22 protein-coding genes are annotated in these 22623 nt (G+C 69.4%); 14 read left to right on the top strand and 8 right to left on the bottom strand.

Annotation, left to right across the window (positions count from 1 at the left end):
- Positions 1-14 precede the first annotated feature (14 nt).
- Positions 15-1031, top strand: a complete 1017-nt coding sequence (locus tag ACFWV3_RS16715; RefSeq protein ID WP_382412124.1) for an SDR family oxidoreductase — start codon at positions 15-17, stop codon at positions 1029-1031.
- A gap of 51 nt (positions 1032-1082) precedes the next feature.
- Here the strand turns inward: ACFWV3_RS16715 and ACFWV3_RS16710 are convergent, their stop codons facing one another.
- Positions 1083-1532, bottom strand: coding sequence for a MarR family winged helix-turn-helix transcriptional regulator (locus tag ACFWV3_RS16710; RefSeq protein WP_382412123.1), 450 nt, complete (start codon positions 1530-1532; stop codon positions 1083-1085).
- Between the two features lie 70 nt (positions 1533-1602).
- Between ACFWV3_RS16710 and ACFWV3_RS16705 the strand changes: the two genes are divergently transcribed.
- The 6 genes from ACFWV3_RS16705 to ACFWV3_RS16680 all read left to right on the top strand — a co-directional run bounded on the left by ACFWV3_RS16705 (position 1603) and on the right by ACFWV3_RS16680 (position 9947).
- Complete coding sequence (locus tag ACFWV3_RS16705; RefSeq protein ID WP_382412121.1) at positions 1603-2724, top strand: cytochrome P450; 1122 nt, start codon at positions 1603-1605, stop codon at positions 2722-2724.
- A gap of 401 nt (positions 2725-3125) precedes the next feature.
- Positions 3126-4103, top strand: coding sequence for an ABC transporter permease (locus ACFWV3_RS16700; protein ID WP_382412120.1), 978 nt, complete (start codon positions 3126-3128; stop codon positions 4101-4103).
- A gap of 16 nt (positions 4104-4119) precedes the next feature.
- On the top strand, positions 4120-5097 hold the full coding sequence (locus ACFWV3_RS16695) for an ABC transporter permease (protein WP_382412119.1): 978 nt from the start codon (positions 4120-4122) through the stop codon (positions 5095-5097).
- Positions 5097-7226: a dipeptide ABC transporter ATP-binding protein gene (locus tag ACFWV3_RS16690; protein WP_382412118.1), complete on the top strand. Its 2130-nt coding sequence runs from the start codon at positions 5097-5099 to the stop codon at positions 7224-7226. The genes ACFWV3_RS16695 and ACFWV3_RS16690 overlap by 1 nt, the downstream gene beginning before the upstream one ends.
- An 80-nt stretch (positions 7227-7306) precedes the next feature.
- Positions 7307-8998: an ABC transporter family substrate-binding protein gene (locus ACFWV3_RS16685; protein ID WP_382412117.1), complete on the top strand. Its 1692-nt coding sequence runs from the start codon at positions 7307-7309 to the stop codon at positions 8996-8998.
- A gap of 70 nt (positions 8999-9068) precedes the next feature.
- The gene (locus tag ACFWV3_RS16680; protein ID WP_382412116.1) at positions 9069-9947 is read left to right on the top strand and encodes a hypothetical protein; all 879 of its coding nucleotides are present in this window, start codon (positions 9069-9071) and stop codon (positions 9945-9947) included.
- Here ACFWV3_RS16680 and ACFWV3_RS16675 read toward each other — a convergent pair.
- Positions 9944-10900: a DNA polymerase domain-containing protein gene (locus ACFWV3_RS16675; protein WP_382412114.1), complete on the bottom strand. Its 957-nt coding sequence runs from the start codon at positions 10898-10900 to the stop codon at positions 9944-9946. The genes ACFWV3_RS16680 and ACFWV3_RS16675 overlap by 4 nt on opposite strands.
- The gene (ligD, locus tag ACFWV3_RS16670) at positions 10890-11834 is read right to left on the bottom strand and encodes a non-homologous end-joining DNA ligase (protein ID WP_382412112.1); all 945 of its coding nucleotides are present in this window, start codon (positions 11832-11834) and stop codon (positions 10890-10892) included. The genes ACFWV3_RS16675 and ligD overlap by 11 nt, the downstream gene beginning before the upstream one ends.
- A 60-nt stretch (positions 11835-11894) precedes the next feature.
- Between ligD and ACFWV3_RS16665 the strand changes: the two genes are divergently transcribed.
- Entirely contained in the window at positions 11895-12536 is a 642-nt protein-coding gene (locus tag ACFWV3_RS16665; protein ID WP_382412111.1) for a maleylpyruvate isomerase N-terminal domain-containing protein, read from the top strand.
- Here ACFWV3_RS16665 and ACFWV3_RS16660 read toward each other — a convergent pair.
- Entirely contained in the window at positions 12533-12892 is a 360-nt protein-coding gene (locus ACFWV3_RS16660; RefSeq protein WP_382412344.1) for a DUF5997 family protein, read from the bottom strand. The two genes, ACFWV3_RS16665 and ACFWV3_RS16660, sit on opposite strands and share 4 nt — an antisense overlap.
- 56 nt (positions 12893-12948) lie before the next feature.
- Between ACFWV3_RS16660 and ACFWV3_RS16655 the strand changes: the two genes are divergently transcribed.
- Entirely contained in the window at positions 12949-13659 is a 711-nt protein-coding gene (locus ACFWV3_RS16655) for a LysR family transcriptional regulator substrate-binding protein (protein ID WP_382412110.1), read from the top strand.
- A gap of 8 nt (positions 13660-13667) precedes the next feature.
- Here the strand turns inward: ACFWV3_RS16655 and ACFWV3_RS16650 are convergent, their stop codons facing one another.
- A complete protein-coding gene (locus tag ACFWV3_RS16650) occupies positions 13668-14081 on the bottom strand; it encodes a YciI family protein (protein ID WP_382412109.1) in 414 nt (137 codons plus the stop codon).
- A gap of 123 nt (positions 14082-14204) precedes the next feature.
- On the opposite strand from ACFWV3_RS16650, the gene ACFWV3_RS16645 reads away from it, so the two are divergent.
- Both ACFWV3_RS16645 and ACFWV3_RS16640 read left to right on the top strand, forming a co-directional pair.
- On the top strand, positions 14205-14597 hold the full coding sequence (locus ACFWV3_RS16645) for a CoA-binding protein (RefSeq protein WP_382412107.1): 393 nt from the start codon (positions 14205-14207) through the stop codon (positions 14595-14597).
- 77 nt (positions 14598-14674) lie between these two features.
- Positions 14675-15565, top strand: coding sequence for a ParB/RepB/Spo0J family partition protein (locus ACFWV3_RS16640; RefSeq protein WP_382412105.1), 891 nt, complete (start codon positions 14675-14677; stop codon positions 15563-15565).
- 411 nt (positions 15566-15976) lie between these two features.
- On the opposite strand, the gene ACFWV3_RS16635 is transcribed toward ACFWV3_RS16640, so the two are convergent.
- Complete coding sequence (locus ACFWV3_RS16635; RefSeq protein WP_382412104.1) at positions 15977-17080, bottom strand: helix-turn-helix domain-containing protein; 1104 nt, start codon at positions 17078-17080, stop codon at positions 15977-15979.
- 119 nt (positions 17081-17199) lie between these two features.
- Here ACFWV3_RS16635 and ACFWV3_RS16630 point away from each other — a divergent pair, with 119 nt between their 5' ends.
- On the top strand, positions 17200-17781 hold the full coding sequence (locus ACFWV3_RS16630) for an NUDIX domain-containing protein (protein WP_382412102.1): 582 nt from the start codon (positions 17200-17202) through the stop codon (positions 17779-17781).
- Between the two features lie 339 nt (positions 17782-18120).
- On the opposite strand, the gene ACFWV3_RS16625 is transcribed toward ACFWV3_RS16630, so the two are convergent.
- Positions 18121-19080 (bottom strand): hypothetical protein, encoded by a 960-nt coding sequence (locus ACFWV3_RS16625; RefSeq protein WP_382412101.1) that lies wholly within the window; start codon positions 19078-19080, stop codon positions 18121-18123.
- 240 nt (positions 19081-19320) lie between these two features.
- Between ACFWV3_RS16625 and ACFWV3_RS16620 the strand changes: the two genes are divergently transcribed.
- Positions 19321-21144, top strand: coding sequence for a S8 family serine peptidase (locus tag ACFWV3_RS16620; RefSeq protein ID WP_382412100.1), 1824 nt, complete (start codon positions 19321-19323; stop codon positions 21142-21144).
- A gap of 54 nt (positions 21145-21198) precedes the next feature.
- On the opposite strand, the gene ACFWV3_RS16615 is transcribed toward ACFWV3_RS16620, so the two are convergent.
- On the bottom strand, positions 21199-21819 hold the full coding sequence (locus ACFWV3_RS16615; protein ID WP_382412099.1) for an L-threonylcarbamoyladenylate synthase: 621 nt from the start codon (positions 21817-21819) through the stop codon (positions 21199-21201).
- A 266-nt stretch (positions 21820-22085) separates the two neighbouring features.
- Here ACFWV3_RS16615 and ACFWV3_RS16610 point away from each other — a divergent pair, with 266 nt between their 5' ends.
- Positions 22086-22556 carry a hypothetical protein gene (locus ACFWV3_RS16610; RefSeq protein ID WP_382412098.1) on the top strand — a complete coding sequence of 157 codons (471 nt, stop codon included), beginning with the start codon at positions 22086-22088 and terminating at the stop codon, positions 22554-22556.
- The last annotated feature ends 67 nt before the right edge of the window (positions 22557-22623 follow it).

Raw genomic sequence — 22623 nt, 5'->3', positions numbered from 1 at the left:
AAGGAGGAGACACCATGTCCACGGTCCTGGTCACCGGCGGGTCCGGTTTCATCGGCGGCTGGTGCGTGCTCGCACTGCTGGAAGCCGGTCACGACGTGCGCACCACGGTCCGCGACCTGAAGCGGGCACCCGTGCTGCGCCAACGGTTGCACGGCAACCTGGAGTTCGACGACGACCGGCTGGCCGTCGTGCGCGCCGACCTCGACGGCGACGACGGCTGGGCGGAGGCGGTCGCCGGGTGCGAGCACGTCCTGCACGTCGCGTCGCCCACGCTGCGCAACGCCGTCGAGAGCGAGGCGGCGATGATCGCCTCCGCCCGCGACGGGGTGCTGCGGGTGTTGCGGGCGTCCCGCGACGCCGGGGTGAAACGGGTCGTGCTCACCAGCGCGTTCGGTGCCGTCGGGTACGGGCACGCGCCGCGCTCCACCCCGTTCACCGAGGAGGACTGGACGAACGTCGACGGCGGCATCGCGCCCTACCAGAAGTCGAAGACGCTGGCCGAGCGCGCGGCGTGGGAGTTCATCGAGAACGAGGGCGGCGGCATGGAGATGGCGGCCGTGCACCCCGTCGGCGTCCTCGGCCCGCTGCTCGGGCCGGACGACCCGCCGTCGCTGCGCCTCGTCCGCGGCCTGCTCGCCGGGCAGCTGCCCGCCTGCCCGCCCTTCGGCTCCGCCCAGGTCGACGTCCGCGACGTCGCGGACCTGCACCTGCGGGCGATGACCGATCCCGCGGCGGCAGGGGAGAGGTTCCTCGCCTCCACCGGGCCGAGCCTGCGGGCCGTGGAGATCGCCCGCGTCCTGCGCGCCCGGCTCGGCGACCGCGCCGCGAAGGTCCCCACGCGGGAGATCCCGCTGCCGGTGGCACGGGCGTTGAGCCTGGTCAGCCCGGCGCTGCGGGCGTTGCGGCCCCAGCTGGGCCGCGACTTCCCGGCGTCGGGCGCGAAGGCCGAGCGCGTGCTGGGCTGGCAGGCCCGTCCGGTCGGGGACACGATCCAGGAGACGGCCGAGAGCATCCTCGCCCAGCCACTGTGAGGTCCAGCCGCTGTGAACACCGAGCCGCTGTGAGCCCCGTTGTTGTGACTCTCAGCCGTTGTGCCCCAACAGGGACCGCAACGTCTCCAGCCCGTCCAGCACCGCCTTCCGCTCGGCGGGGGAGGCCGACTCGAGGGCCTTGGTCAGCCGTCCGTACGGGCCCTCGGACAGCGCACGGGTGTAGCCCCGCACCGGCTCGGTGACCTGGACCCGCGTGTAGCGGCGGTCGTCCTGGTCCGGCTCGCGCGTCACGAGCCCGCGCGCCTGCAGCCGGTCGACGATCCCGGACGTCGTCGAGTGCGACAGGCTCAGCCGCCGCGCCAGCTCGGTGACCGTCGCCGGCCCCTCCGTGACCAGCGACCGGATCAGGCCGACCTGCGGCGCGGTCAGCCCGCTGCGCGCCTGGTCGCCGGTCGGCTCCACCGACGTCGTCAGCAACTCCTGCCGCAACGCGCGCAGGTGCGCCATCACGGACTCCGCGGCCTGGAAGGCGTCGACCATGGCGCGGAGTCTACGGCGGAGGTACGTTGGATACGACGCGTCGTATGCGACGGATTAGGGGAGCCCACCGATGGCGATCGAGCGCGTACCCACCCCCGCCGGTGACGAGGCCTGGCTCGTCACCGGCTACGACCTGGTCAAGGCCCTGCTCGCGGACCGCGGGCTCGGCCGCAGCCACCCCGACCCGGACACCGCGGCGAGGTTCACGGACTCGGTCGTCCTCGGCGGGCCGAGCCGGGGCACCGCGGAGGAGGACGACGAGCGGCACACGTGGATGCGCCGGATGCTCTCGCCGCAGTTCTCCGCGAAGAACGTGGAGGCGATGCGGCCGCGCGTCCGGCACCTCGTCGCGACGCTGCTGGACGACCTCGTCGCCGGGCCGCAGCCCGCCGACTTCCACGAGGCGGTGGCGTTCCCGCTGCCGGTGCTGGTGATCTGCGAGCTGCTGGGCGTGCCGTACGAGGACCGCGACCGGTTCCGGGTCTGGTCGGAGGCCATGAGCACGCTCGGCGACCGGGAGAGGTCGCTCGACGGGTTCGCGAAGCTGTGGGCCTACATGGGCGAGCTGGTCGCGCGGAAGAAGGACGAACCGGGCGACGACGTCCTCACCCGCATGATCGAGGCGAGCCCGGCGAGCCGCGAGGAGGAGATCGCGCAGCTCGGCGCCGGGCTGTTGTTCGCGGGACACGAGACGACGGTGTCCGCCATCGACCGCGGTGTGGTGCTGCTCGGCGAGAACCCCGCCCGGTGGGACGCCCTGAGAAGGGACCCGGAAGGCATTCCGGACATCGTGGAGGAGATTCTCCGGCACCGTTCCCTCGTCTCCCGGAAGGCGGAGAAGTCCGGCGTGCCCCGGTACGCGCTGACCGACCTCGACGTGGACGGCGTCCGCGTCCCCGCCGGCGATCTCGTGCTGCTCGGCGTCGACCAGGCGAACCGGGACGAAGAGCGCTTCCCGGACCCCGCCGCGTTCCTGCCCAGGCGGCCGAACCCCCACCTCTCCTTCGGGCACGGCCACCGGTTCTGCCTCGGCGCGCCGCTCGCGAGGGTCGAGCTGGCCGAGCTCCTGCGGGCACTTGTGACGCGGTTCACGGCGTTCGGACCAGCGGTCGACGTGGTACAACTCCGCCTCCGGACGGAGCAGCTGGTCGGCGGGGTGGCCGAGCTGCCGGTGCGCTGGACGGCCGTCTGAGCTGCTCCGCGTCGATGCAGTGACTGCGGCGACATGAATCGCTCCACAGCGTGATGGCCTGATTCGGATCACATTGCGCTGCTTGTCCCACATCTTCCGGTCATTGCATTCACCCGGATGCGTCACGCGCATCCGCGCGTCAACAGAACTTCGCGGTGAATACAGCGATCCGGACGCACAATGGTCACACTTGGACACACAATTGCCGAGAGTCAACTGTTGATGTGACTGTTCGGCCGACCTTTCCACCACGCATGGGTGACTATGGCCCGGTCAGTGGGCCTCCGCGTAATGGTGGGGGTGGGCAGCGGTCCGCCTGAACGGCGGTTAATCTCTTGCAACTCGTCCACTGCAATCCAGTGCGCCGACGTCGCAACCACCGGGGAGAGGACTGAACACGGGTGGCCGGATTTCTGTTGCGGCGGTTGGTCAACTACGTGGTGCTCGCCCTCGTGGCGACGTTCCTCGCGTTCACGTTGGCCTCCGCCACCTTTGACCCGATCGGGGTGTTGCAGCAACGCAACCCACCGCCGCCCGCGGCGTCGATCGAGGCGAAGAAACGAGACCTCCACCTCGACCAGCCGATCCCGCAGCGGTTCGTCACCTGGATGGGTGGTGTGGTGCAGGGCGACTTCGGTCGCACGATCACCGACCGCCCCATCACCGACGAGCTCGGCCGGCGCATCGGCGTGAGTCTGAGGCTGTTCCTGCTCGGCATCACGATCGGCATCCTGTTCGGCGTGCTGCTCGGCGTGGTGAGCGCGATCAGGCAGTACAAGTTCAGCGACTACTTCGCGACCCTGTTCAGCTTCATACTGCTGTCCACGCCGGTGTTCGTGCTGGGCACGCTGCTGAAGATGGGCGCGCAGGGGGTCAACGACTCCATCGGCACGAACGTGCTGATCTTCGTCGGCGAGACCACCCCCGGCTTCCAGGGCAACTGGTTCGAGCACCTCGGCGACCGGCTGCAGCACCTCGTCGTGCCGACGCTCGCGATCGCACTCGGCCAGATCGCCTACTACAGCCGCTACCAGCGCTCGTCGATGCTCGACGTGCTCGGCAGCGACTTCCTGCGCACCGCCCAGGCGAAGGGCCTGACGCGCCGCAAGGCGTTGTTCAAGCACGGCCTGCGCACCGCGCTCATCCCGATGGCGACCCTGTTCGCGTTCGGGTTCGGCCTGCTCGTCGTCGGTGGCACGTTCACCGAGCGGATCTTCGGCTGGTTCGGCATGGGTGACTGGCTCGTCACCGGCATCTCGGCGCAGGACACGAACATCACCGCCACGGTGACGCTCTTCGTCGCGGTGTGCGTGCTGTTCTCCGGCTGGCTCGCCGACGTGCTGTACGCCGCGCTCGACCCCCGAATCCGCGTGAACTAGGCAAGGTGACGACGACGTGACCGTGATCCTCAACGAGGGCGACTCCGCGGGAACCACCGGCGCCGCCTCCGGCAGCCCCGTCGACGCGGCGCCCGAACCGGGCAAGGCGATGACGCGCGGCAGGCTCGTGCTGATCCGCTTCGCGCGGAACAAGCTGGCGCTGGTCGGCCTGGTGATCATCGTCGGGATGTACCTGATGGCGTTCGTGGGCCCGCTGCTGTCGAAGTGGACCTACGACCAGCAGGACTACTCGGCGTTCCTCGAACCTCCTTACGCCGACCACATCTTCGGCACCGACAAGATCGGTACCGACATGTTCGCGCTGACGATGCGCGGACTGCAGAAGTCGCTGATCATCGGCCTGCTCGTGGCGCTGATCTCGACCACCGTCGCGGCGATCGTCGGCGCGGCCGCGGGCTACTTCCTCGGTGTCGCCGACAAGGCGCTCATGTGGGTCGTCGACCTGCTGCTGGTGCTGCCGTCGTTCCTGATCATCGCGATCCTCAGCCCGTGGTTCCGCGGCAAGTCGTGGTTCCTGCTGGTGCTGATGCTCGCGGCGTTCCAGTGGATGATCACCGCCCGCATCGTGCGCGGCATGACGCTGACGCTGAAGGAGCGCGAGTTCGTCAAGGCGGCCAAGTTCATGGGCCAGCCCGCGCGCAAGATCATCGCCAAGCACATCGTGCCGAACATGGCGTCGCTGCTCATCATCGACGCGACCATCAACGTCGGCTCCGCCGTGCTCGCCGAGACGGGCCTGAGCTACTTCGGGTTCGGCGTCCAGTCGCCCGACGTCTCGCTCGGCACGCTGATCGGCGGCAACGCCGAGTCCGCGACGACCTTCCCGTGGCTGTTCCTGTTCCCGGCGGGCTTCCTCGTCGTGTTCGTGCTGGCGGTCAACTGGGTCGGCGACGGCCTGCGCGACGCGCTCGACCCCACCTCCACGCGCGTGCGCCGCAAGGAGAAGAAGGACACCAAGGAGAAGGCCGCCTGATGACCACCTCGGAGCTCCAGTTCGACACGCCGTCCGACCGTGTCGTCGAGGGACCGGTTCTGCAGGTCGAAGACCTCCACGTGTCCTTCCCCAGCGAGGCCGGCCGCGTGCAGGCCGTGCGCGGCCTGAGCTACCAGGTCTCGCCCGGCGAGGTCCTCGGCATCGTCGGCGAGTCCGGCTCCGGCAAGTCCGTGTCGTCGCTCGCCGTCATGGGCCTGCTGCCGAACTCGGCGCGCATCACCGGGTCCATCAAGTTCCAGGGCCGCGAGCTGATCGGCCAGAGCGACACCGACCTGTCGAAGATCCGCGGCCGCCGCATCTCGATGGTCTTCCAGGACCCGCTGTCCGCGCTGACGCCGGTCTACACCGTCGGCGACCAGATCGCCGAGGCGATCCTGGTGCACAAGAAGGGCGCGGTCTCCAAGGCGGCCGCGGGCAAGCGCGCGGTCGAGCTGCTCGACCTCGTCGGCATCCCGAACGCGGCCGAGCGCGCCAAGGCGTTCCCGCACGAGTTCTCCGGCGGCATGCGGCAGCGCGCGGTGATCGCGATGGCGATCGCCAACGACCCGGACCTGATCATCGCCGACGAGCCGACCACCGCGCTCGACGTGACGGTGCAGGCCCAGGTGCTGCAGCTGCTCGAGACCGCGCAGGAGGTCACCGGCGCGGGCATCGTGATCATCACCCACGACCTCGGCGTCGTCGCCGGGTTCGCGGACCGGCTGATGGTCATGTACGCGGGCCGTGCCGTCGAGACCGGCCAGGTCGACGACATCTACCAGCAGCCGCGCATGCCGTACACGCTCGGCCTGCTCGGCTCGATCCCGCGGCTCGACGTCAGCGAGAAGCAGGCGCTCGTGCCGATCAAGGGCCAGCCGCCGTCGCTCACGGACCTGCCGGACGGCTGCCCGTTCGCGCCGCGCTGCCCGATGGTCGTCGACGCCTGCCACACCGCCGAGCCGCCGCTCGTGGACGTGGACGGCTCGGCCGAGCACCGCGCCGCGTGCATCCGCACCAACGAGATCGCCGCGACCGACGCCGAGGGCGCCGAGGCCGCGGTCGAGATCTTCGGCGCCGAGGTGGCTGACGAGCCCGAGGTCGCGCAGATCCCGCGCGAGGAGCGCGAGATCGTGCTGGAGCTCGACCACCTCGTCAAGGAGTACGCGGTCAACAAGGGCGTGGTGTTCAAGCGCCGCGTCGGCACCGTGCACGCGGTGGACGGCATCACGTTCGACATCCGCGAGGGCGAGACCCTCGGGCTCGTCGGCGAGTCGGGCTGCGGCAAGACCACCACGCTGATGGAGATCCTCAACCTCCAGAAGCCCATGGGCGGCGAGATCTCCGTGCTCGGCACGAAGTCGTCCGAAGTGGACGCCAAGCGCCGCTTCGCGATCCGCCGCGACATGTCGGTCGTCTTCCAGGACCCGATGGCGTCGCTCGACCCGCGGATCACGATCCACGACTGCATCGCCGAGCCGATGCAGGTCCACGGCTACTCCAAGGACGAGATCAACCGGCGCGTGCCGGAGCTCATGAGCCTCGTCGGCCTGCGTCCCGAGCAGCTCTCGCGCTACCCCGGCGAGTTCTCCGGCGGTCAGCGCCAGCGCATCGGCATCGCGCGGGCTCTCGCGCTCGAACCGAAGCTCGTCGTGCTCGACGAGCCGGTGTCGGCGCTGGACGTCTCCATCCAGGCGGGTGTCATCAACCTGCTGGAGGAGCTCAAGTCCAAGCTGGGCCTGGCCTACCTGTTCGTGGCGCACGACCTGTCGGTGGTGCGGCACATCGCGGACCGGGTGGCCGTCATGTACCTCGGGAAGATCATCGAGATCGGCGAGGTGGACTCGGTCTTCGAGTCGCCGCGCCACCCGTACACGCAGGCCCTGCTGTCGGCGATCCCGATCCCCGACCCCGTGAAGGAGCGCCAGCGGGAGAGGATCATCCTCACCGGCGACCTGCCGAGCCCGGCGAACCCGCCGTCCGGCTGCCGGTTCCGCACCCGCTGCTTCCTGCACGCGCAGCTGCCGCCCGAGAAGCAGCGCACGTGCATCGAGGTGGAACCACCGCGCGAGGTCCAGGCTCCCGACCACGAGGCCGCCTGCCACTTCGCCCAAGTCCGTCAGGTCCTCTGATGCATCCGTCGCCTCAGCAGACCTACGAAGGAACAGTGTCCCCGGCAACTGGTGTCCGGGCACGAGGGAGGTTCACGACAGTGAGTCGACGTACCACGGTGGGAGTGTCCGCGCTGGCCGCGGTCGTCCTCACGCTTACCGCGTGTGGGGGGCCCAGCAACGGCGGTGACTCCGGGCTCAAGGGCGCGGACAACACGATCGGCCAGGCGGACATCAACCCGCAGGACGCGTCCAAGGTCAAGGACGGCGGCGAGTTCCGCTGGCCGGTCGACCAGTTGCCGGACAACTGGAACTACAACCAGCTCGACGGCACCAACGCCGACGGCCGCCGCATGATCGACACGGTGATGCCGAACCTGTTCAAGCAGAAGCCGGACGCCACGTTCGAGGTCAACAAGGACTACCTCGACGACGCGAAGCTCGCGTCCAGCGATCCGCAGGTCCTCGAGTTCAAGATCAACTCGAAGGCCAAGTGGTCGGACGGCACCGCGCTGTCGTGGCAGGACTTCGAGGCGATGTGGAAGTCCCTCAGCGGCACCGACAAGACCTTCGAGGTCGCCGGCACCACCGGCTACGAGGACATCGAGAAGGTCGAGAAGGGCGCGACCGACCAGGACGTCAAGGTCACCTTCAAGAAGAAGTTCGCCGAGTGGAAGGGCATCTTCTCGCCCCTCTACCCGAAGGCGATGTCCTCCTCCGCCGAGGAGTTCAACAAGGGCTGGGCCGACGCGCCGAAGATCACCGGTGGCCCGTTCAAGATCGGCACGATCGACCGCACCGGCAAGATCGTGACCGTCGTGCAGGACCCCAACTGGTGGGGTGAGAAGCCGAAGCTCGAGAAGATCACGTTCCGCCAGGTCGACCGCACCGCGCTCGCGGACGCGCTCGCCAACGGCCAGATCGACTTCTTCGACATCGGCTCGAGCGTGGACAACTACGCCAAGGCCAAGGCGATGCAGGGCGTGACGATCCGTCAGGCCATCACGCCGGACTACTCGCACATCACCTTCAACGGCGCCGACTCGTCGATCCTCAAGGACCCGAAGCTCCGCGTCGCGCTGACCAAGGGCATCGACACCAAGGTCATCACGAAGGCGCTGCTCGGCCAGATGCTGAAGGGTGAGCCGCCGGTCACCGGCAACCACTTCTTCCTGCTGGGTTCCGCGGGCTACAAGGACAACTCGGCCGTCGCCGCGTTCGACAAGGAAGCCGCGAAGAAGCAGCTCGACGAGCTGGGCTGGAAGCTCGAGGGCGAGACCCGCAAGAAGGACGGCAAGGAGCTCGTGGTCCGGTACGTCATCCCGACGCCGAACCCCGTGTCCGACCAGATCGCGAAGCTCGTGCAGTCGCAGCTGAAGGAGATCGGCGCCAAGGTCGACATCAACGCCGTCCCGTCGACCGACTTCTTCAAGCAGTACGTGAACGTCGGCAACTTCGACATGACCGGCTTCCGCTGGCTGGCCTCGGCCACGCCGGTCTCGGACAGCAAGGGCATCTACTACCTCGACCCGGCCAGCACCAACCAGAACTACGGCCGCATCGGTTCGGAAGAGGTCAACAAGCTGCTCGACCAGGCCGTCGGTGAGCTCGACGACACCAAGCGCCTGGAGCTGGCCAACGAGGCCGACAAGAAGATCTGGGAGCTGGGCCACCAGCTGCCGCTCTACCAGCTGCCCGGCGCGGTCGCGGTGAAGAGCAACGTGGCGAACTTCGGTGCCGTCGCGTTCGCGAACCGCCCGTACGACTACGTCCACATGGGCTTCACCGGGTGACGTGCAGTTAGCTGACGAACGGCCCGGCGGGTCTCTCCGCCGGGCCGTTTTCTCTTGTTTGGAGCTTCTCGTGTTGCGTTCCCGGGTTCGCGCGCTGAGGCACGGCGTCCTCGTCACGGCGATCGTGCTGTTCGTCTGCTGCGTGGTCGCGCTGCTGTCGTGGCTGTCCTATTCGGACGGCCGGGCGCAGCTGGCCTCCCTGTCCTCCCGCGACGTCGGCTCCGTCGTCTCGTTCGCGGACGGCGCGGTCGAGGTGCGGTGGCCGTCGGGGACGGCGCGCGTGCCGTACGAGAACGGCGCGCGGTTCGTGGGACGGCAGACGCAGGTGGCGTTCGACCCGGCGGACCCGTCTCGTGCCGTCATCCCCGGCTCGGACCTGTTCCTGGAGACCGACCGCGCGCTGGGCGGCGTGACGTTCTCGATCGCCGTGGCCCTGCTGGTGCTCGTCGCCGGCGGGGTGCGGATCCTGCTGGCCGTGCGGTCGGCGCGGTCCGCGGGGACCGAGGTGACCGTGCGGCGGATCCGGCTGCAGTCCGGGCTGATGGTGCGGTCGTGGCTGGAGATCGAGGGACGCACAGAACGCTGGCTGCCCGTCTACTACGACCCGGTGCTCGTGACGCTGCCGTCGCCGGTGACGGTGGAACTGCGCGGTGGCCGGGTCGCCGTGGTCGACGGGGTGACGCTCTACCCGTCCGGCCGCGTGGTGACGAAGCACCCGCGCGGCAGGCGGACCGACAACCCCGCGCAGCCCGACCCCGCAACGCGCGCGCCGCGCGGACTGCTCGCCCAGCTGCGGGTGGACGCGGTGTTCATGGTGCCCGCGCCGTTCGTCGGGATCTTCTGGGCGTACCTGGACGGCAGCGGCTTCACCGGCTGGATCACCGCCACGGTGATCGCCGCGGTGCTCGGCCTGTGGTGGGGCGCGTTCCGCGGCTCCGACCCGTCCTAGGACCCCTCGGCCTCCTCCTTGGCGCGCTTGCGGCGCTTGCCCTCGTGCATCGCCACGACGCGGGCCACCGGGATGGTGTGCCCCTCGGCGACCAGGTCGGCCGGCAGGCGTTGCGGCTTCGGCATCAGCTCGGCCCACGGGTCGCCGTCGAACCTCGTCCTGATCGTGAAGTCCGCCGGCGTCACGTCCGCCAGCGACTCCCACGGCACGGGGAACGAGATCGGCAGCCCCTCGCGCAGCCGCGGGCTGTAGGCGGCCACGACGGTCGCGCCCCAGGCCCTGGTCGAGTCGAGGAACACCTTCCCGCCGCGTTCCGCCTTGATGTAGGCCGTGGTCGCGAGGCCGGGGCCGAGCTTCTCCGCCCGCACCGCCACCGCGCGCGTCGCCGCGGCCACGTCGTCGGGGGCGTGCTCCTCCAGCGGCACGAAGATGTGCACGCCCTTGGCACCGCTGGTCTTCACCGCGCCCTCCAGGCCCGCCGCCGCGAGTGCCTCCCGGATCAGGTGCGCCGCGCCGACCACGACGTCGAAGCCGGCGCCCTCGGGCGGGTCGATGTCGAGCACCATGTGGGTCTGGTGGTGGTCGTCGCCGAAGTGGTCGCCGAGGTAGAGCGGCACGTGGTACTCGACGGCGCGCTGGTTCGCGAACCACATCAGCGTCTGCTTGTCGTCGCAGATCGCGTACTTGATCCTGCGGTGTGACGCCTCGGCCCAGACCTCGACGGTCTTGACGTAGTCCGGCGTGTACTTCGGGACGTTCTTCTGCATGAACGGGTCCTGGCTGTCCTTGGACCCCTTTCGGGACAGGATCCTCCACACCGAAAGCTGCCGCCCCGCGAGCACCGGCACGAACCGGTCCGCCACGAAGTCCAGGTACTCCACCAGGTCGCCCTTGAGCAGCCCGCCGAACAGCGGCTGGTCGAGCGAGGAGAACTTGATCGGGCTACTGCTCATCGGGCACCTCGAGCTCGTCGCGGGCCGCCCACTCGAGCAGCGGTTCGATGGACCACACCGCGTCGTCGATGCCGGCGTGCAGGTCGCCGAGCTCGGCGTAGCGCTTCGGCACGGTCGCGATGGTGAACTCGCGCGGGTCGACGTCCGGGACCTCGTCCCACCGGATCGGCGTCGACACCGTCGCCTCGGGGAAGCCGCGCACCGAGTACGCGCTGGCGATCGTGCGGTCGCGGGTGTTCTGGTTGTAGTCCACGAACACCAGTGACGGGTCGCGGTCCTTGCGCCACCACGTGGTCTCGACGTCGTCGGGCGCGCGCCGCTCGACCTCGTGCGCGAACGCCAGCGCCGCCTTGCGCACGTCCTGGAACCCGTGGTCCGGCTTGATCCGCACGTAGACGTGCAGTCCCTTCGAGCCGGACGTCTTCGGGAACCCGGTCGCGCCCAGCTCGGCCAGCACCTCCTGCACCACCAGCGCCACCCGGCGGACGCGGTCGAACGAGCACGTCGGTCCGGGGTCGAGGTCGATGCGCCACTCGTCGGGCTTCTCGGTGTCGGCCGCCCGCGAGTTCCACGGGTGGAACTCCACAGTGGACATCTGCACGGCCCACACCACGTCCGCGATGTGCGTGACGCACAGCTCGTCGGCGTGCCGGTTGTAGCGCGGGAAGTGCACGCGCACCGTCCGCACCCACGGCGGCGCGCCGTTCGGGAGCCGCTTCTGGTGCACCTTCTCGCCCGTCACGCCCTCGGGGAAGCGGTGCAGCATGCACGGCCGCTCCCGCAACGCGCGGACGATGCCGTCGCCGACGGACAGGTAGTAGTTCGCGAGATCCAGCTTCGTCTCGCCGCGCGCGGGGAAGTAGACGCGGTCGGGGTTGGAGATCCGCACGACGCGGTCCTCCACCTCGAGCTCCACAGCCGGGGACTTGCCCATGTGGCTCAACCTAACCCGTCGCCGGCGTTTTCTCAGCGCAACGACGGGTAGGTTGCGGCTGTGGACCTGTTCTCGCGCACCCTCTCCGACCTCCTCGACACCGTGGAAGCCCTGTCCGACGACGACTTCGCGAGACCGTCCGGGTGCGCGGACTGGCTGGTGCGGGACCTGGTCTGCCACTTCGTGATCGACGCGCAGGACGTGCTGATCACCCTGGTGACGCCCACCGCCGACGACGTCACGCACGACGCGGTGACGTACTGGAAGGTCTCGCACGCACCGTCCGCCGACCCGCTGGCGGCGCTGACCGTGCGCCTCGCCGCCGCGTACGACGAGCCGTGGATGCTCAAGCACCACGTCGACGACGTCGGCAGGGCGGCGTTGCGGGCGGCCCAGCTCGCCGACCCGACGCTGAAGGTCAGCACGCAGGACATGGTGCTGTGCACGTCCGGCTACCTCGGCGCCTACGTCTGGGAGTGGACGTTGCACCACCTGGACCTGGTGGCGCACCTGCCGCACCTGCCGGGGCCGTCGGCACCGGCGCTCGCGCGGTGCCGCGAGGTGCTCGAACAGGTCGCGGGGGAGTTCCCCGCCGGGTGGTCCGACACCGACGTGCTGCTGGTGGGAACGGGGCGGCGCGCCCCGGCCGAGCAGGAGCGCGCCGTGCTGGGGGAGCGGGAGCTCCCGTACGTGCTGGCCTAGTCCTGCTCCTCGGCCTTCGCCTTCTCCGCGAGACGGGCCTCCTCGGCCTTGAACTCCTTGAAGGTCGCGCGCTCGCGCACGAGCCAGTCCGGGTTCTCGTCCTTGAGCGCGGTGATCTGCTCGGTGGTCAGCGCCTCGGTGAGGCCGGCGCGCACGAGGCCCGACGTCGAGATGCCCAGCTTCTGCGCGATCAGCTGCTTGGGGTGCGGGCCGTTGCGGCGCAGGTCGCGCAGCCACTCCGGCGGGTTGGCCTGCAGCTCGTTCAGCTCGTCGCGCGACACGACGCCCGCCTGGAACTCCTCGGGCGTGGCCTCGAGGTACACGCCCAGCTTCTTCGCTGCGGTGGCGGGTTTCATGGTCTGCTGCGACTTCATGCGAAAAGGGTAACGGGCTCGTCCGGTAGCCTCGGCACGTGACCGGATCGTTCACGCTCGCGTACGTCCCAGGCGTGACGCCGGGCAAGTGGGCGCGGGTCTGGCAGGAACGCCTGCCGGAGACCCCGCTCGTCCTCGTGCAGGTCGGTGCCGCCGAAGCCGCGGAGAAGGTGCGCTCCGGCGAGGCCGACGCCGCGCTGCTGCGGCTGCCCGGCGACCGCGAGGACCTGCACGCCATCCCGCTCTACACCGAGACGACGGTCGTCGTGCACCCGAAGGACCAGGAGCTCGCGGACGAGCTGTCCGTCGAGGACCTGGCTGGCCACGTGCTGTGGCAGCCGCTCGACGACACGCTGGAGTGGGAGACGGTGCCCGGTCAGCCGCCGGTCGAACGTCCGGAGACCACCGCGGCCGCCGTCGAGATCGTCGCCGCCGGGGTCGGGTTGCTCGTCGTGCCGCAGTCGCTCGCCCGCCTGCACCACCGCAGGGACCTGGCCTACAAGACGCTGACGGACGCGCCGCAGTCGAGGGTCGCGCTGTCGTTCCCGATCCGCGACGAGAACCCCGAGCTGGTCGAGCACCTGATCGGCATCGTCCGCGGCCGCTCGGTCAACAGCACCCGCGGCCCCCAGCAGGAGCCCGCGCGCAAGCAGGAACCCGCCCGCAAGCCGCAGCAGCGGCGGGCTTCCGCACCCCGGCAGCAGCAGAAGCCGCCGGCCAAGCGCGCGAAGTCCCGCCGCGGTCGCTGAGCAGGGCCCTACTGGCTGAGCTGCTCGCGCAGCCGGTCCTCCTGGGCCTGGGTCTCGGGCGTGATGATGCCCTCGAACGCCTCCGCGCCGTGGATCTGCCGGATCTCGACCTCGCCTGCCTGGAACGGCGCCTTCTTCAGCCACTCCACGGCGTCCTGCAGCGACGGCAGCTCCCAGATCCAGAAACCGGCGATCAGCTCCTTGGTCTCGGCGAACGGACCGTCGGTGACCGTCGTGGCGCCGCTGCCGTCGAACGCGACCCGCGCGCCCTTCACGCTCGGGTAGAGGCCGTCGCCCGCGAGCATCACGCCGGCCTTGACGAGCTCCTCGTTGTAGTTGCCCATCTCGGTCAGCTCGGCGGCGGTGGGCATGACGCCGTTCTCGGTGTCCTCGTTCGCCTTGACGATGACCATGAACCGCATCTCGATCTCCTCTGTCCGGTGTCGTCCGCTTTCTACTCACGCGTCGATCGGGCGCGCCGCCTTTCGACCGGCGCGCCGCGAATGTGACCGGGGTCACAAATTGAGGCGACTAGTGTGGGGAGCATGCGCGAAGACGTCGACTGGATCCTCGAGAACTGCCAGGTCTGGGCCATCGTCGGCCTCTCGGACAACCCGTCCCGCGCCGCCCACGGCGTCGCCCGGTTCCTGCAGCAGCGCGGCAAGAAGATCGTGCCGGTGCACCCGGCGGCCGAGACCGTGCACGGCGAGCAGGGCTACTCGACGCTCGCGGACATCCCGTTCGCGGTGGACGTGGTCGACGTGTTCCGCCGCTCGGAGGACGCGGGCCAGTTCGCCGACGAGGCCGTCGAGATCGGCGCGAAGGCCGTGTGGTTCCAGCTCGGGGTGGTCGACGACGCCGCCTACCGGCGCGCGAAGGACGCCGGGCTGCACATGGTGATGGACGTGTGTCCCGCGATCGAGTGGCGCTCCCGTTGAACGAGTGACTAGCCTGTTCCGATCGTCTCCGGACAATGGGGGTTCCGGGGACAGTCAGGCTGGGGGCTTGATTCCGCATGCTCGTCGACATCACCGCGCTGCGCCCCGCCGAGTCACCGAGACTCGCCGGCTGCAGCCAGGAGTTCGTTCGTTCACTGGCGTCGTCCGGCGCCCATCTGCCACCGATAGTGGTGCACCGCCCGACGATGAAGGTCGTCGACGGCACCCACCGGCTGAAGGCCGCCGTGCTGCGCGGCTGCCGGTCCGTCGAGGTCGAGTACGTCGACGGACCCGCCGAGGACGTGTTCGGCCTGTCCGTGTCGCTGAACCTGTCAACGTTGTCGACGGCCGACCGCGAGGCGGCCGCCCGCCGCCTGCTGCGCTCGCACCCGCAGTGGTCCGACCGCGCCATCGCGGCCTCGACGGGCCTGGCGGCGAAGTCCGTGGGCGTGCTGCGCCGCGCCGTGGGTGGCCAGGCGGCGGTGCGGGTGGGCCGCGACGGCAAGGTCAGGCCGGTCAACTCGGCGGCGGGCCGCCGGCTGGCCGGGCAGATGATCACCGAACGTCCCGACGCGTCGCTGCGGGACGTCGCACGGGTGGCCGGCGTGTCGCCCGGCACCGTCCGCGACGTCCGCCGGCGGTTGAGCGCGGGCCTCGACCCGGTACCGGAACGCATGCGGGCCGCCGAGGACACCGCGGTGCCGGCGCCTCGTGCGGGCGTGCGGACACCGGACGCGACGCTGCCGATCCTGCGGCGTGACCCGTCGGTGCGGTTCACCGAACAAGGCCGGGTCGCGTTGCGGTGGCTGGAGGCGCACGTCGTGTCGGAGGGGGAGTGGGGGGCTGTGGTGGCCGGGGTGCCGTCGCACTGCCGGGAGTTGGTGGCGGACATGGCTCGTGGGTGTGCTGAGGCTTGGGTGGAGATGGCGGAGGCGTTGGAGCGGGAGAATCGGCGTACCGCTGTTTGAGGTTGGTTCCGCGACTTTGGCGGGTGGTTGCGTTGGTGCGTGCGGGTCCTGTTTCGTGCGCGGAGCTCTGCCCCGGACCCCGCCAACTGATCAAAGACCGGCCAGCGCCCTCGGCGGGTTGATGGCACGCCGGTTGCTTACGGCGGCTGCGCGTTGCGTTGGTTGTGCGGATTCCGTGGGGTGGTCCCGTCACGAGCAGTGCTCGAGGCAGCCACACCCGAGGAGGGGTGTCAAGCGGGCGAAAAGCGTGCCCGCTTGACACCCCTCCTCGGGCGCAGCTAAACGCGTCAGCACTGCTCGTGACGGGACCACCCCACCCGAGCGCATGGGAAAAGCCAAGGGCAAAAGCAAAGCAAAAGCCAAGGCAGCTCGGCTTCGCCGTCGCCTTGCTCGCCTTCGGCTTCGCTGTGTCTAGGCGAAGAGGATCTCCCTGATCTCGGCTGCCACCTCGCGTCCCGCCGCGGGCCGGAGTCTCGACAGCAGCTTGCTGAACGCGGTCAGGTCGATGTGCACGGTCGCCGACTGCACCTGCCGGATGTTGTCGAGCAGGTCGGCGACCAGGTCGCAGGCGTGGTCGACCTCGCCTGCCTCCGCGTGGGCCAGAGCGCGGCGCAGGCCGAAGCGGGTGCGGGCGCGGAGGGCCGTGGGTGCGATCAGCGGTAGCTGGACGTCCAGGATCTCGGCTGCTTCCGCGTGGCGGCCGAGGTCGTGGAACGCCCAGGCTCTGGTGATCGCCACCTGGTCCTCCAGGCTCGTTGAGCCGTAGGGGGACTCGTCGACCTCGCGGCGGAGCTCGGCCGCGCGGTCGAGGGCCTCCTCGCAGCGCAGTTCGTCTCCTGCCAGCGCGTAGCCCTGCGCTTCCCGTTGCGCGGCACCGGCTTGCACGGCGATGGAACGGGACTTGCCCGCCAAGCGCGAATAGGCGACCGTCGCGCGGGCATCTCCTTTGTAGAGGGCGAACTCCGCCTGGCGCACCAGGGCCCACGCCTCCAGTTCGCGGTCCCCACCCTTCGCGGCGTACAGGACCGCCCGTCTGGTCAGCTCGGCGGCGGAGGCGTCGTCACCGCGTTCCTGTTCCATCCAGCCCGCGTACTCGGCGAACTTGGCTGCCAGCAACCACAGACCGCGGCCCAGGGCCGGGTCGGTGGCCGATCGCGCCAGGTCGCTCAGGGCTTCCACCTGCGGGCGCAGACCGGCGAGCACCAGTTCGGGGCTGTGCCGGTGCCCCAGGGTGCGGTGGCCGTCGAAGATGGTGCCGTAGGCGACGAGGCTGGTGTCGTCACTGGGAATCGGCCTTGCCGGGGCGTCCGCCAGCTCGATCAGCCTGCCCCCGGCCCCCAAGGCCTCGTCGAGAACCTTGGCCATTTCCGGGTTCGGCTGGGCCACGCCGGTTTCGATCTTGCTGAGGTGTCCCTTGCTGTACGAGACCCTCGTGGTCATCTGATTGAGTGACAGGCCGCGCTCGTTGCGCAGGCGGCGAACCTCCTGTGCGAACGTGGGCGGCAACGGCTTCACCCCCTCCACAGCAGTGTGGACGGCAAGAAACAACCAAACGCGGAATGTCCACGAATTGGCAATTCATTGACGATCAACTGGGGCTAACTGAAGCGGGTCGCGATGGTTCCATGTGAGTCATGGTGATGACGCGGTTCGACGAGGCGGCTGGTGTGGTGATGGTCTGGCAGCGCTTGGCGACCAACGTGGTGCACCGGTCCCCGTGGTTCGAGGTCCGCGCGGACGACGTCGTCAGACCGGATGGCGGACACGGCACCTACACCCACGTGGTGGCGCCGGGGTCGGTCACGGTTCTGGCGATCCAGGACGACGACCAGGTCGTGCTGACCCGGCAGTGGATCTACACGCACGGCGGCACGGAATGGCGGCTGCCCGGCGGTGCCGTCGATCAGACGGACGCCGACCCGCTGGCCGCGGCACGTCGTGAGCTCGCGGAGGAGACCGGGTTGCGCGCGCGGACGTGGGAGCGGCTCGGGCAGATCCACGGCGCGGACAGCCTCAGCAACCACGTCGACCACATCTTCCTCGCCACCGGGCTCGTCCAAGGGGAGGCGGCCCTCGAGCCGGGGGAGGCCGACCTGCGCGTGCGCACCATGCCGTTCTGCCGCGCCCTCGACCTCGTCCGCGACGGCAAGCTCCCGCACGCCGGCAGTTCGCACGCCCTGCTCGTGATGGCGCTGCGCCGCACCACCCAGAAATAGCGTTTCCAGGGTTTCACGATTCTGCACGCAACAGGAAACCCGTTCTCATTCGACTGGCGGAAAGCCACTCTTGGTGCATCGGCGAGAACAACAGCCGGAGAGCCAGTCAGAATGAGAAGGTGAATTTCTCGATGAGAATGATCTGCTCACTCGCCACCGTCGTGAAGGTTGCCGCGATCTGCCTTTTCGTGGGATTTGTGGTCGGCACTTTCTTCATGGTCTCGGTGATCTGACGCGCACTTCGGGCTGCGGTTCTCCCTGAGCCATCGAGGGAGGTGTCAGCCGTGGAACCGCACTTCTGCTAAATCTTCTGATCCCCGAACTTCTGATCTCCAACGGTCAGTCGCGAGGCGTCCACTGCACGCCGTAGCCGCGGCCCTGACGAGGATGCGGGAACGAGACGTCGATCTCGCCGATCTCGTCGATGGGCAGCGACCTGGGCCAGGGCGTCAGATCGTCGGTGTCGCGCGCCAGAGCCTCTTCGACGCGCCACACCGCCTCGGGCAGGTCGTCCCGGTCGAAGCGGACCCGCAACCGGAACGACTCGCACATCCGCTCTGGCCAGAACACGTAGGTGGGACGCATCGACTGTCCCCGCGGCACCCGCACCTCGAGTGCGAACTGGTGTGTTTGTCCCGCGTCGAGGGGGCGGGGCAACCGCAGCTTCATCAGGAAGCGCCGCGGGGACGGTCGTTCGTGGCCGATGAGCTCGACCCCGTGCAACACCTCCACGTCCAGATCCCCGGGAGCACCACCGGGCGCGGGGGCGGGGATCGTGATGGACCACGCGATCTCGTTGACACCGTCGGTGTCGGCCACCACGGTCCGGCGCTCCGTGCACGCGGGCGTCGGACCGTCCAGCTTCAGCAGCGCGTCGAACTCCTTGACGTGCCAGAGTTCCGACGGCGCCACGTGCGTCGTCGAACGGGCCGGCTGCAGCGCCACCTCCACCAGGCGCTGCAGTCCGGCGTCCATCCTCCTGCGCACCGTCCGCGCGCCGCGGTCCTGCTGCCGCGCGAGCCATTCGATGCGTTCGTTGAGGAACCGGAACTGCGCTTCCTCGTGCAGTCCGAGCGGCGCCAGAACGGCGTTGCGGACCTCGACGGGGAATCCGCGCACCGCGTTCGCGACCCAGCCCTGCAGTTTCGTTCGAACGGCTTCCGCGCCGTCGGACTCCACGAGGCCGCACACCTGGCGCAACGCCGGACCGACGTGCAAGTCGATACCGGGAGTCTGCACACCGCGCCCGCGACACAACGTGCGCAGTTCTTCCATGAGCTGCTCAGGCGAGACAGGCATCCGTCCTCCGCGCGGAAATGCTTTCCGTGGCATGTCGGGCATACCTGACCGGACGTTACTCCGGATGCACCATCCGGGTGAAAGTGAATGGCCGGGGCCGAACGGATTGTTCTACACCGTCCGCATGATGATCACCGCCGATCGACTGATGTCCCCGGCTGGTTGGTGACGGTAACGTGCTGATCACGGGCAGTGACGCCCCTCCGATCGCTGCCACCCCTGCCGATGGAGGTTGTTTTCTTGCTGCGCACAATCGTTTCCGCGTTATCGGCGTTCGCGCTGATCAGTGCCGTGCCGGCGGTCGCCGCACCGGCGGAGAGCGCTTACCTGCTGCAGTTCCGCACGACCTTGTCCGACGCCCAGCGCCACCAGCTCCAGGGCCTCGGTGTGAAGCTCGGCGCGTTCGTCCAGGACGGCACCTACGTCGCGCGCATGACGAGCACCACGCGCGTGTCGCGGCTGAGCTACGTGCGGGGCCTGACCCCGTTCCAGGCCCAGCCGACGATCATGGCGCTCGGCGGCTCGTCCGGCTACCTCATCACGCTCACCGGGCCGGACGCCCGCGACCAGCAGACCGTCGCCGACAAGGTGAAGTCGCTGGGCGGCAAGGTCGACGTCATCTCCGCCAGCCGTGAGCACATCATGGCCACGCTCGACGCCGGCCAGGTCGCGCAGGTCGCGAAGCTGCCCGCCGTCCTCGCGATCGACCCCGTCTCGGCGCCCGAGACGGACATGGCGATCTCGCGCGAGTCGTCCGGTGCCAACTACATCGAGACCGTCGGCGGCTATCGCGGCCAGGGCGTGCGCGGCGAGGTCATGGACGGCGGTTTCCGCCTGACGCACCAGGAGTTCCAGGCGAACCCGGCGCTCCAGCACACCACCAACTCGACCGACACCTCGCACGGCACGTCGACCTACGGCGAGATCTTCGCGTCCGGCGTGTCGGCGCAGCGCCGCGGCCTGCTGCCGGAGGGCCAGGGCATCACGGCCGTCTACCAGCGCGGCGACCGCTACGCGCTGGCCGGCGAGCTGGTCGACCCCGCCGGTCAGTACCGCGCGGTGTTCCAGTCGAACAGCTGGGGCGACTCGCTCACCACGTCCTACAACTCCATCTCGCAGCAGATGGACAGGATCGTGTTCGACCACGACCTGCTGATCTGCCAGTCGCAGAGCAACGCGGGCACGCGCAGCTCCCGTCCGCAGGCGTGGGCGAAGAACGTGCTCTCGGTCGGCGGGCACTACCACTTCAACACCCTCGACCGCGCCGACGACAAGTGGAACAGGGGAGCGTCGATCGGCCCCGCCGCCGACGGCCGCATCAAGCCCGAGCTGTCGAACTTCTACGACGCCATCGACACGACCTCGTCCAGCAGCGACAGCTCCTACACGGCGTCGTTCGGCGGCACCTCCGGCGCCACGCCGATCACCTGCGGCAACGCCGGTCTGATGTTCCAGATGTGGGCGGACGGCGTGTTCTCCGGCGGCCCCGGCCAGGCCCGTGACGTGTTCGACGCCCGCCCGCACGCGGCGACCGCCAAGGCGCTGCTGGTCAACACCGCGGACCAGCACCCGTTCAGCGGCACCGCGCACGACCAGACCCGCACGCACCAGGGCTGGGGCACCGTCTCGGTCCGCAACCTCTACGACCGCGCGCAGGCCAACGGGTGGAAGCTGCCCGTTCTCGTGAACGAGACCGACCTGGTCACGACCGGTCAGACCCGCAGCTACACGGTCGAGTCCGACGGTCAGACGCCGCTGCGCGCGACGCTCGCGTACACCGACCCGGCCGGCTCGCCGACCGCGGCCACCGCGACCGTCAACGACCTCTCGCTGAAGGTCACCGCCCCGGACGGCACCGTCTACTGGGGCAACGCCGGCCTGCTGGAGAACAACTGGTCCACGCCCGGCGGCAGCGCGAGCACCGTCGACACCGTGGAGAACGTCCTCGTCCAGGCACCCGCCGCGGGCACCTGGACCGTCGAGGTCGTGGCGACCGCCGTCAACGTCGACGGCCACCCCGAGACGAGCGAGACCGACGCCGACTTCGCGCTGGTCGTGTCGTAGGCGTCACCCGCCGCAGTGGTTGTCCAACGTTGTCATGGTCCTCGACCGTGACGGTCACTCGAACCGGGCCGGGTCACCCGCGCCGTAGCGGATGATCTCGGCCTCGCCGCTCGAGAAGTCCACCACCGTGGTGGGCGTGGTGCCGCACTCCCCGGAGTCGATCACCGCGTCCACCACGTGGTCGAGCCGGTCCTTGATCTCCCAGCCGTCGACCAGCGGCTCCGCCTCGTCCGGCAGCAGCAGCGTCGACGTGAGCAGCGGCTCGCCCATCGCCTGCAGCAGCGCCTGCGTCACGACGTGGTCCGGGATGCGCGCGCCGACGGTCTTCTTCTTCGCGTGCATCATCCGGCGCGGCACCTCCTTCGTCGCGGGCAGGATGAACGTGTAGTTGCCCGGCGTGGAGGCCTTGATCGCGCGGAACACCGCGTTGTCGACGACCACGAACTGGCCCAGCTGGGCGAAGTTCTCGCACATCAGCGTGAAGTGGTGCTTGTCGTCGAGCTTGCGGATCTCCCGGATCCTGTCGATGCCGTCCTTGTTGCCCAGGCGGCAGCCGAGCGCATAGCAGGAGTCCGTGGGGTACGCGATCAGGCCGTCCTCCTGCAGGATCCGCACGGCCTGGTCGATGGCGCGCTTCTGCGGGTTGACCGGGTGGACGTCCAGGTACTTGGCCATGCGGGGCAGGATATGCCGATCAAGGACTGAGCAGCACTTCGGCCGTGGACTCTCCGGGACCCGCCGCCACGCGTGCGCCTGACTCGTCCGCAGCTGGACCTGCTCGTCGAACAGTGTCGGCGTCGGCATGAGCCTGCAGTGTCACCTGCCCCTCGGTAGCGCTGAAACAAAATCTAGCAACGCTATTGCTCGGAGCGCTGACAGCGTCTAGCGTTGCTATCGCTAGCGGCGCTAGCAACGCTAGATACGCACTCACGGAGGCTCGCATGACACTGTTCTCGCAGCTCGCCGCGCTCCTGGCCATCGTGAGCACCGGAATCGTCTACGGCACCGACGCCTTCTGCACCCTGGTCCAGCGATCCGCGCTCACCCTGGTCGACGACGCCACGCTCACCCGGTTCATGGGCAACCTGCACCGCGTCGCCGATCGGCGGATGCAGGTTCCCGGGATCCTCGGTGTCCTCGCCGCCGGCGCCGCGGCCGTCTCCTGCGCGCTGGCCGGCCGCACCACGGCCGCGGTGACCACGGCCGTCGCCTTCCTGCTGCTCGTGGTCTGGGTCGTGATCTACCTGCGGATCAGCGCACCCGTCAACCGCAGGCTCACCGCGGCCGCCGACGCGCACGAGACCCCCGCGGACGTCCGGGCCTGGCAGCGGACCTGGGACCGGGTCATCGTCCCCCGCGCCGTGCTGCAGGGCGTGGCCGTGCTCGCCCTGGGCGTCAGCCTGCTCGGCTGACCGAACCCACCCGTTCCGAACCCACCCGTCCCGAATCCGTCCGTTCCGAACCCGAGAGGACTTCGAC

Origin of the sequence: Lentzea sp. NPDC059081 (genome assembly GCF_042738015.1) — a bacterium.
Lineage (GTDB): Bacteria > Actinomycetota > Actinomycetes > Mycobacteriales > Pseudonocardiaceae > Lentzea.
Note: the sequence above shows the minus strand (reverse complement) of the source record. Positions and strands in the feature narration are given on the sequence as shown.

What these genes read in the sequence shown, in the direction of transcription:
- ACFWV3_RS16715 (WP_382412124.1), top strand. Translation starts at nt 15, where the DNA reads ATGTCCACGGTCCTGGTCACCGGCGGGTCCGGTTTCATCGGCGGCTGG.
- ACFWV3_RS16710 (WP_382412123.1), bottom strand. Translation starts at nt 1,532, where the DNA reads ATGGTCGACGCCTTCCAGGCCGCGGAGTCCGTGATGGCGCACCTGCGC.
- ACFWV3_RS16705 (WP_382412121.1), top strand. Translation starts at nt 1,603, where the DNA reads ATGGCGATCGAGCGCGTACCCACCCCCGCCGGTGACGAGGCCTGGCTC.
- ACFWV3_RS16690 (WP_382412118.1), top strand. Translation starts at nt 5,097, where the DNA reads ATGACCACCTCGGAGCTCCAGTTCGACACGCCGTCCGACCGTGTCGTC.
- ACFWV3_RS16675 (WP_382412114.1), bottom strand. Translation starts at nt 10,900, where the DNA reads ATGAGCAGTAGCCCGATCAAGTTCTCCTCGCTCGACCAGCCGCTGTTC.
- ligD (WP_382412112.1), bottom strand. Translation starts at nt 11,834, where the DNA reads ATGGGCAAGTCCCCGGCTGTGGAGCTCGAGGTGGAGGACCGCGTCGTG.
- ACFWV3_RS16660 (WP_382412344.1), bottom strand. Translation starts at nt 12,892, where the DNA reads ATGAAACCCGCCACCGCAGCGAAGAAGCTGGGCGTGTACCTCGAGGCC.
- ACFWV3_RS16650 (WP_382412109.1), bottom strand. Translation starts at nt 14,081, where the DNA reads ATGCGGTTCATGGTCATCGTCAAGGCGAACGAGGACACCGAGAACGGC.
- ACFWV3_RS16645 (WP_382412107.1), top strand. Translation starts at nt 14,205, where the DNA reads ATGCGCGAAGACGTCGACTGGATCCTCGAGAACTGCCAGGTCTGGGCC.
- ACFWV3_RS16640 (WP_382412105.1), top strand. Translation starts at nt 14,675, where the DNA reads ATGCTCGTCGACATCACCGCGCTGCGCCCCGCCGAGTCACCGAGACTC.
- ACFWV3_RS16630 (WP_382412102.1), top strand. Translation starts at nt 17,200, where the DNA reads ATGGTGATGACGCGGTTCGACGAGGCGGCTGGTGTGGTGATGGTCTGG.
- ACFWV3_RS16625 (WP_382412101.1), bottom strand. Translation starts at nt 19,080, where the DNA reads ATGCCTGTCTCGCCTGAGCAGCTCATGGAAGAACTGCGCACGTTGTGT.
- ACFWV3_RS16615 (WP_382412099.1), bottom strand. Translation starts at nt 21,819, where the DNA reads ATGGCCAAGTACCTGGACGTCCACCCGGTCAACCCGCAGAAGCGCGCC.
- ACFWV3_RS16610 (WP_382412098.1), top strand. Translation starts at nt 22,086, where the DNA reads ATGACACTGTTCTCGCAGCTCGCCGCGCTCCTGGCCATCGTGAGCACC.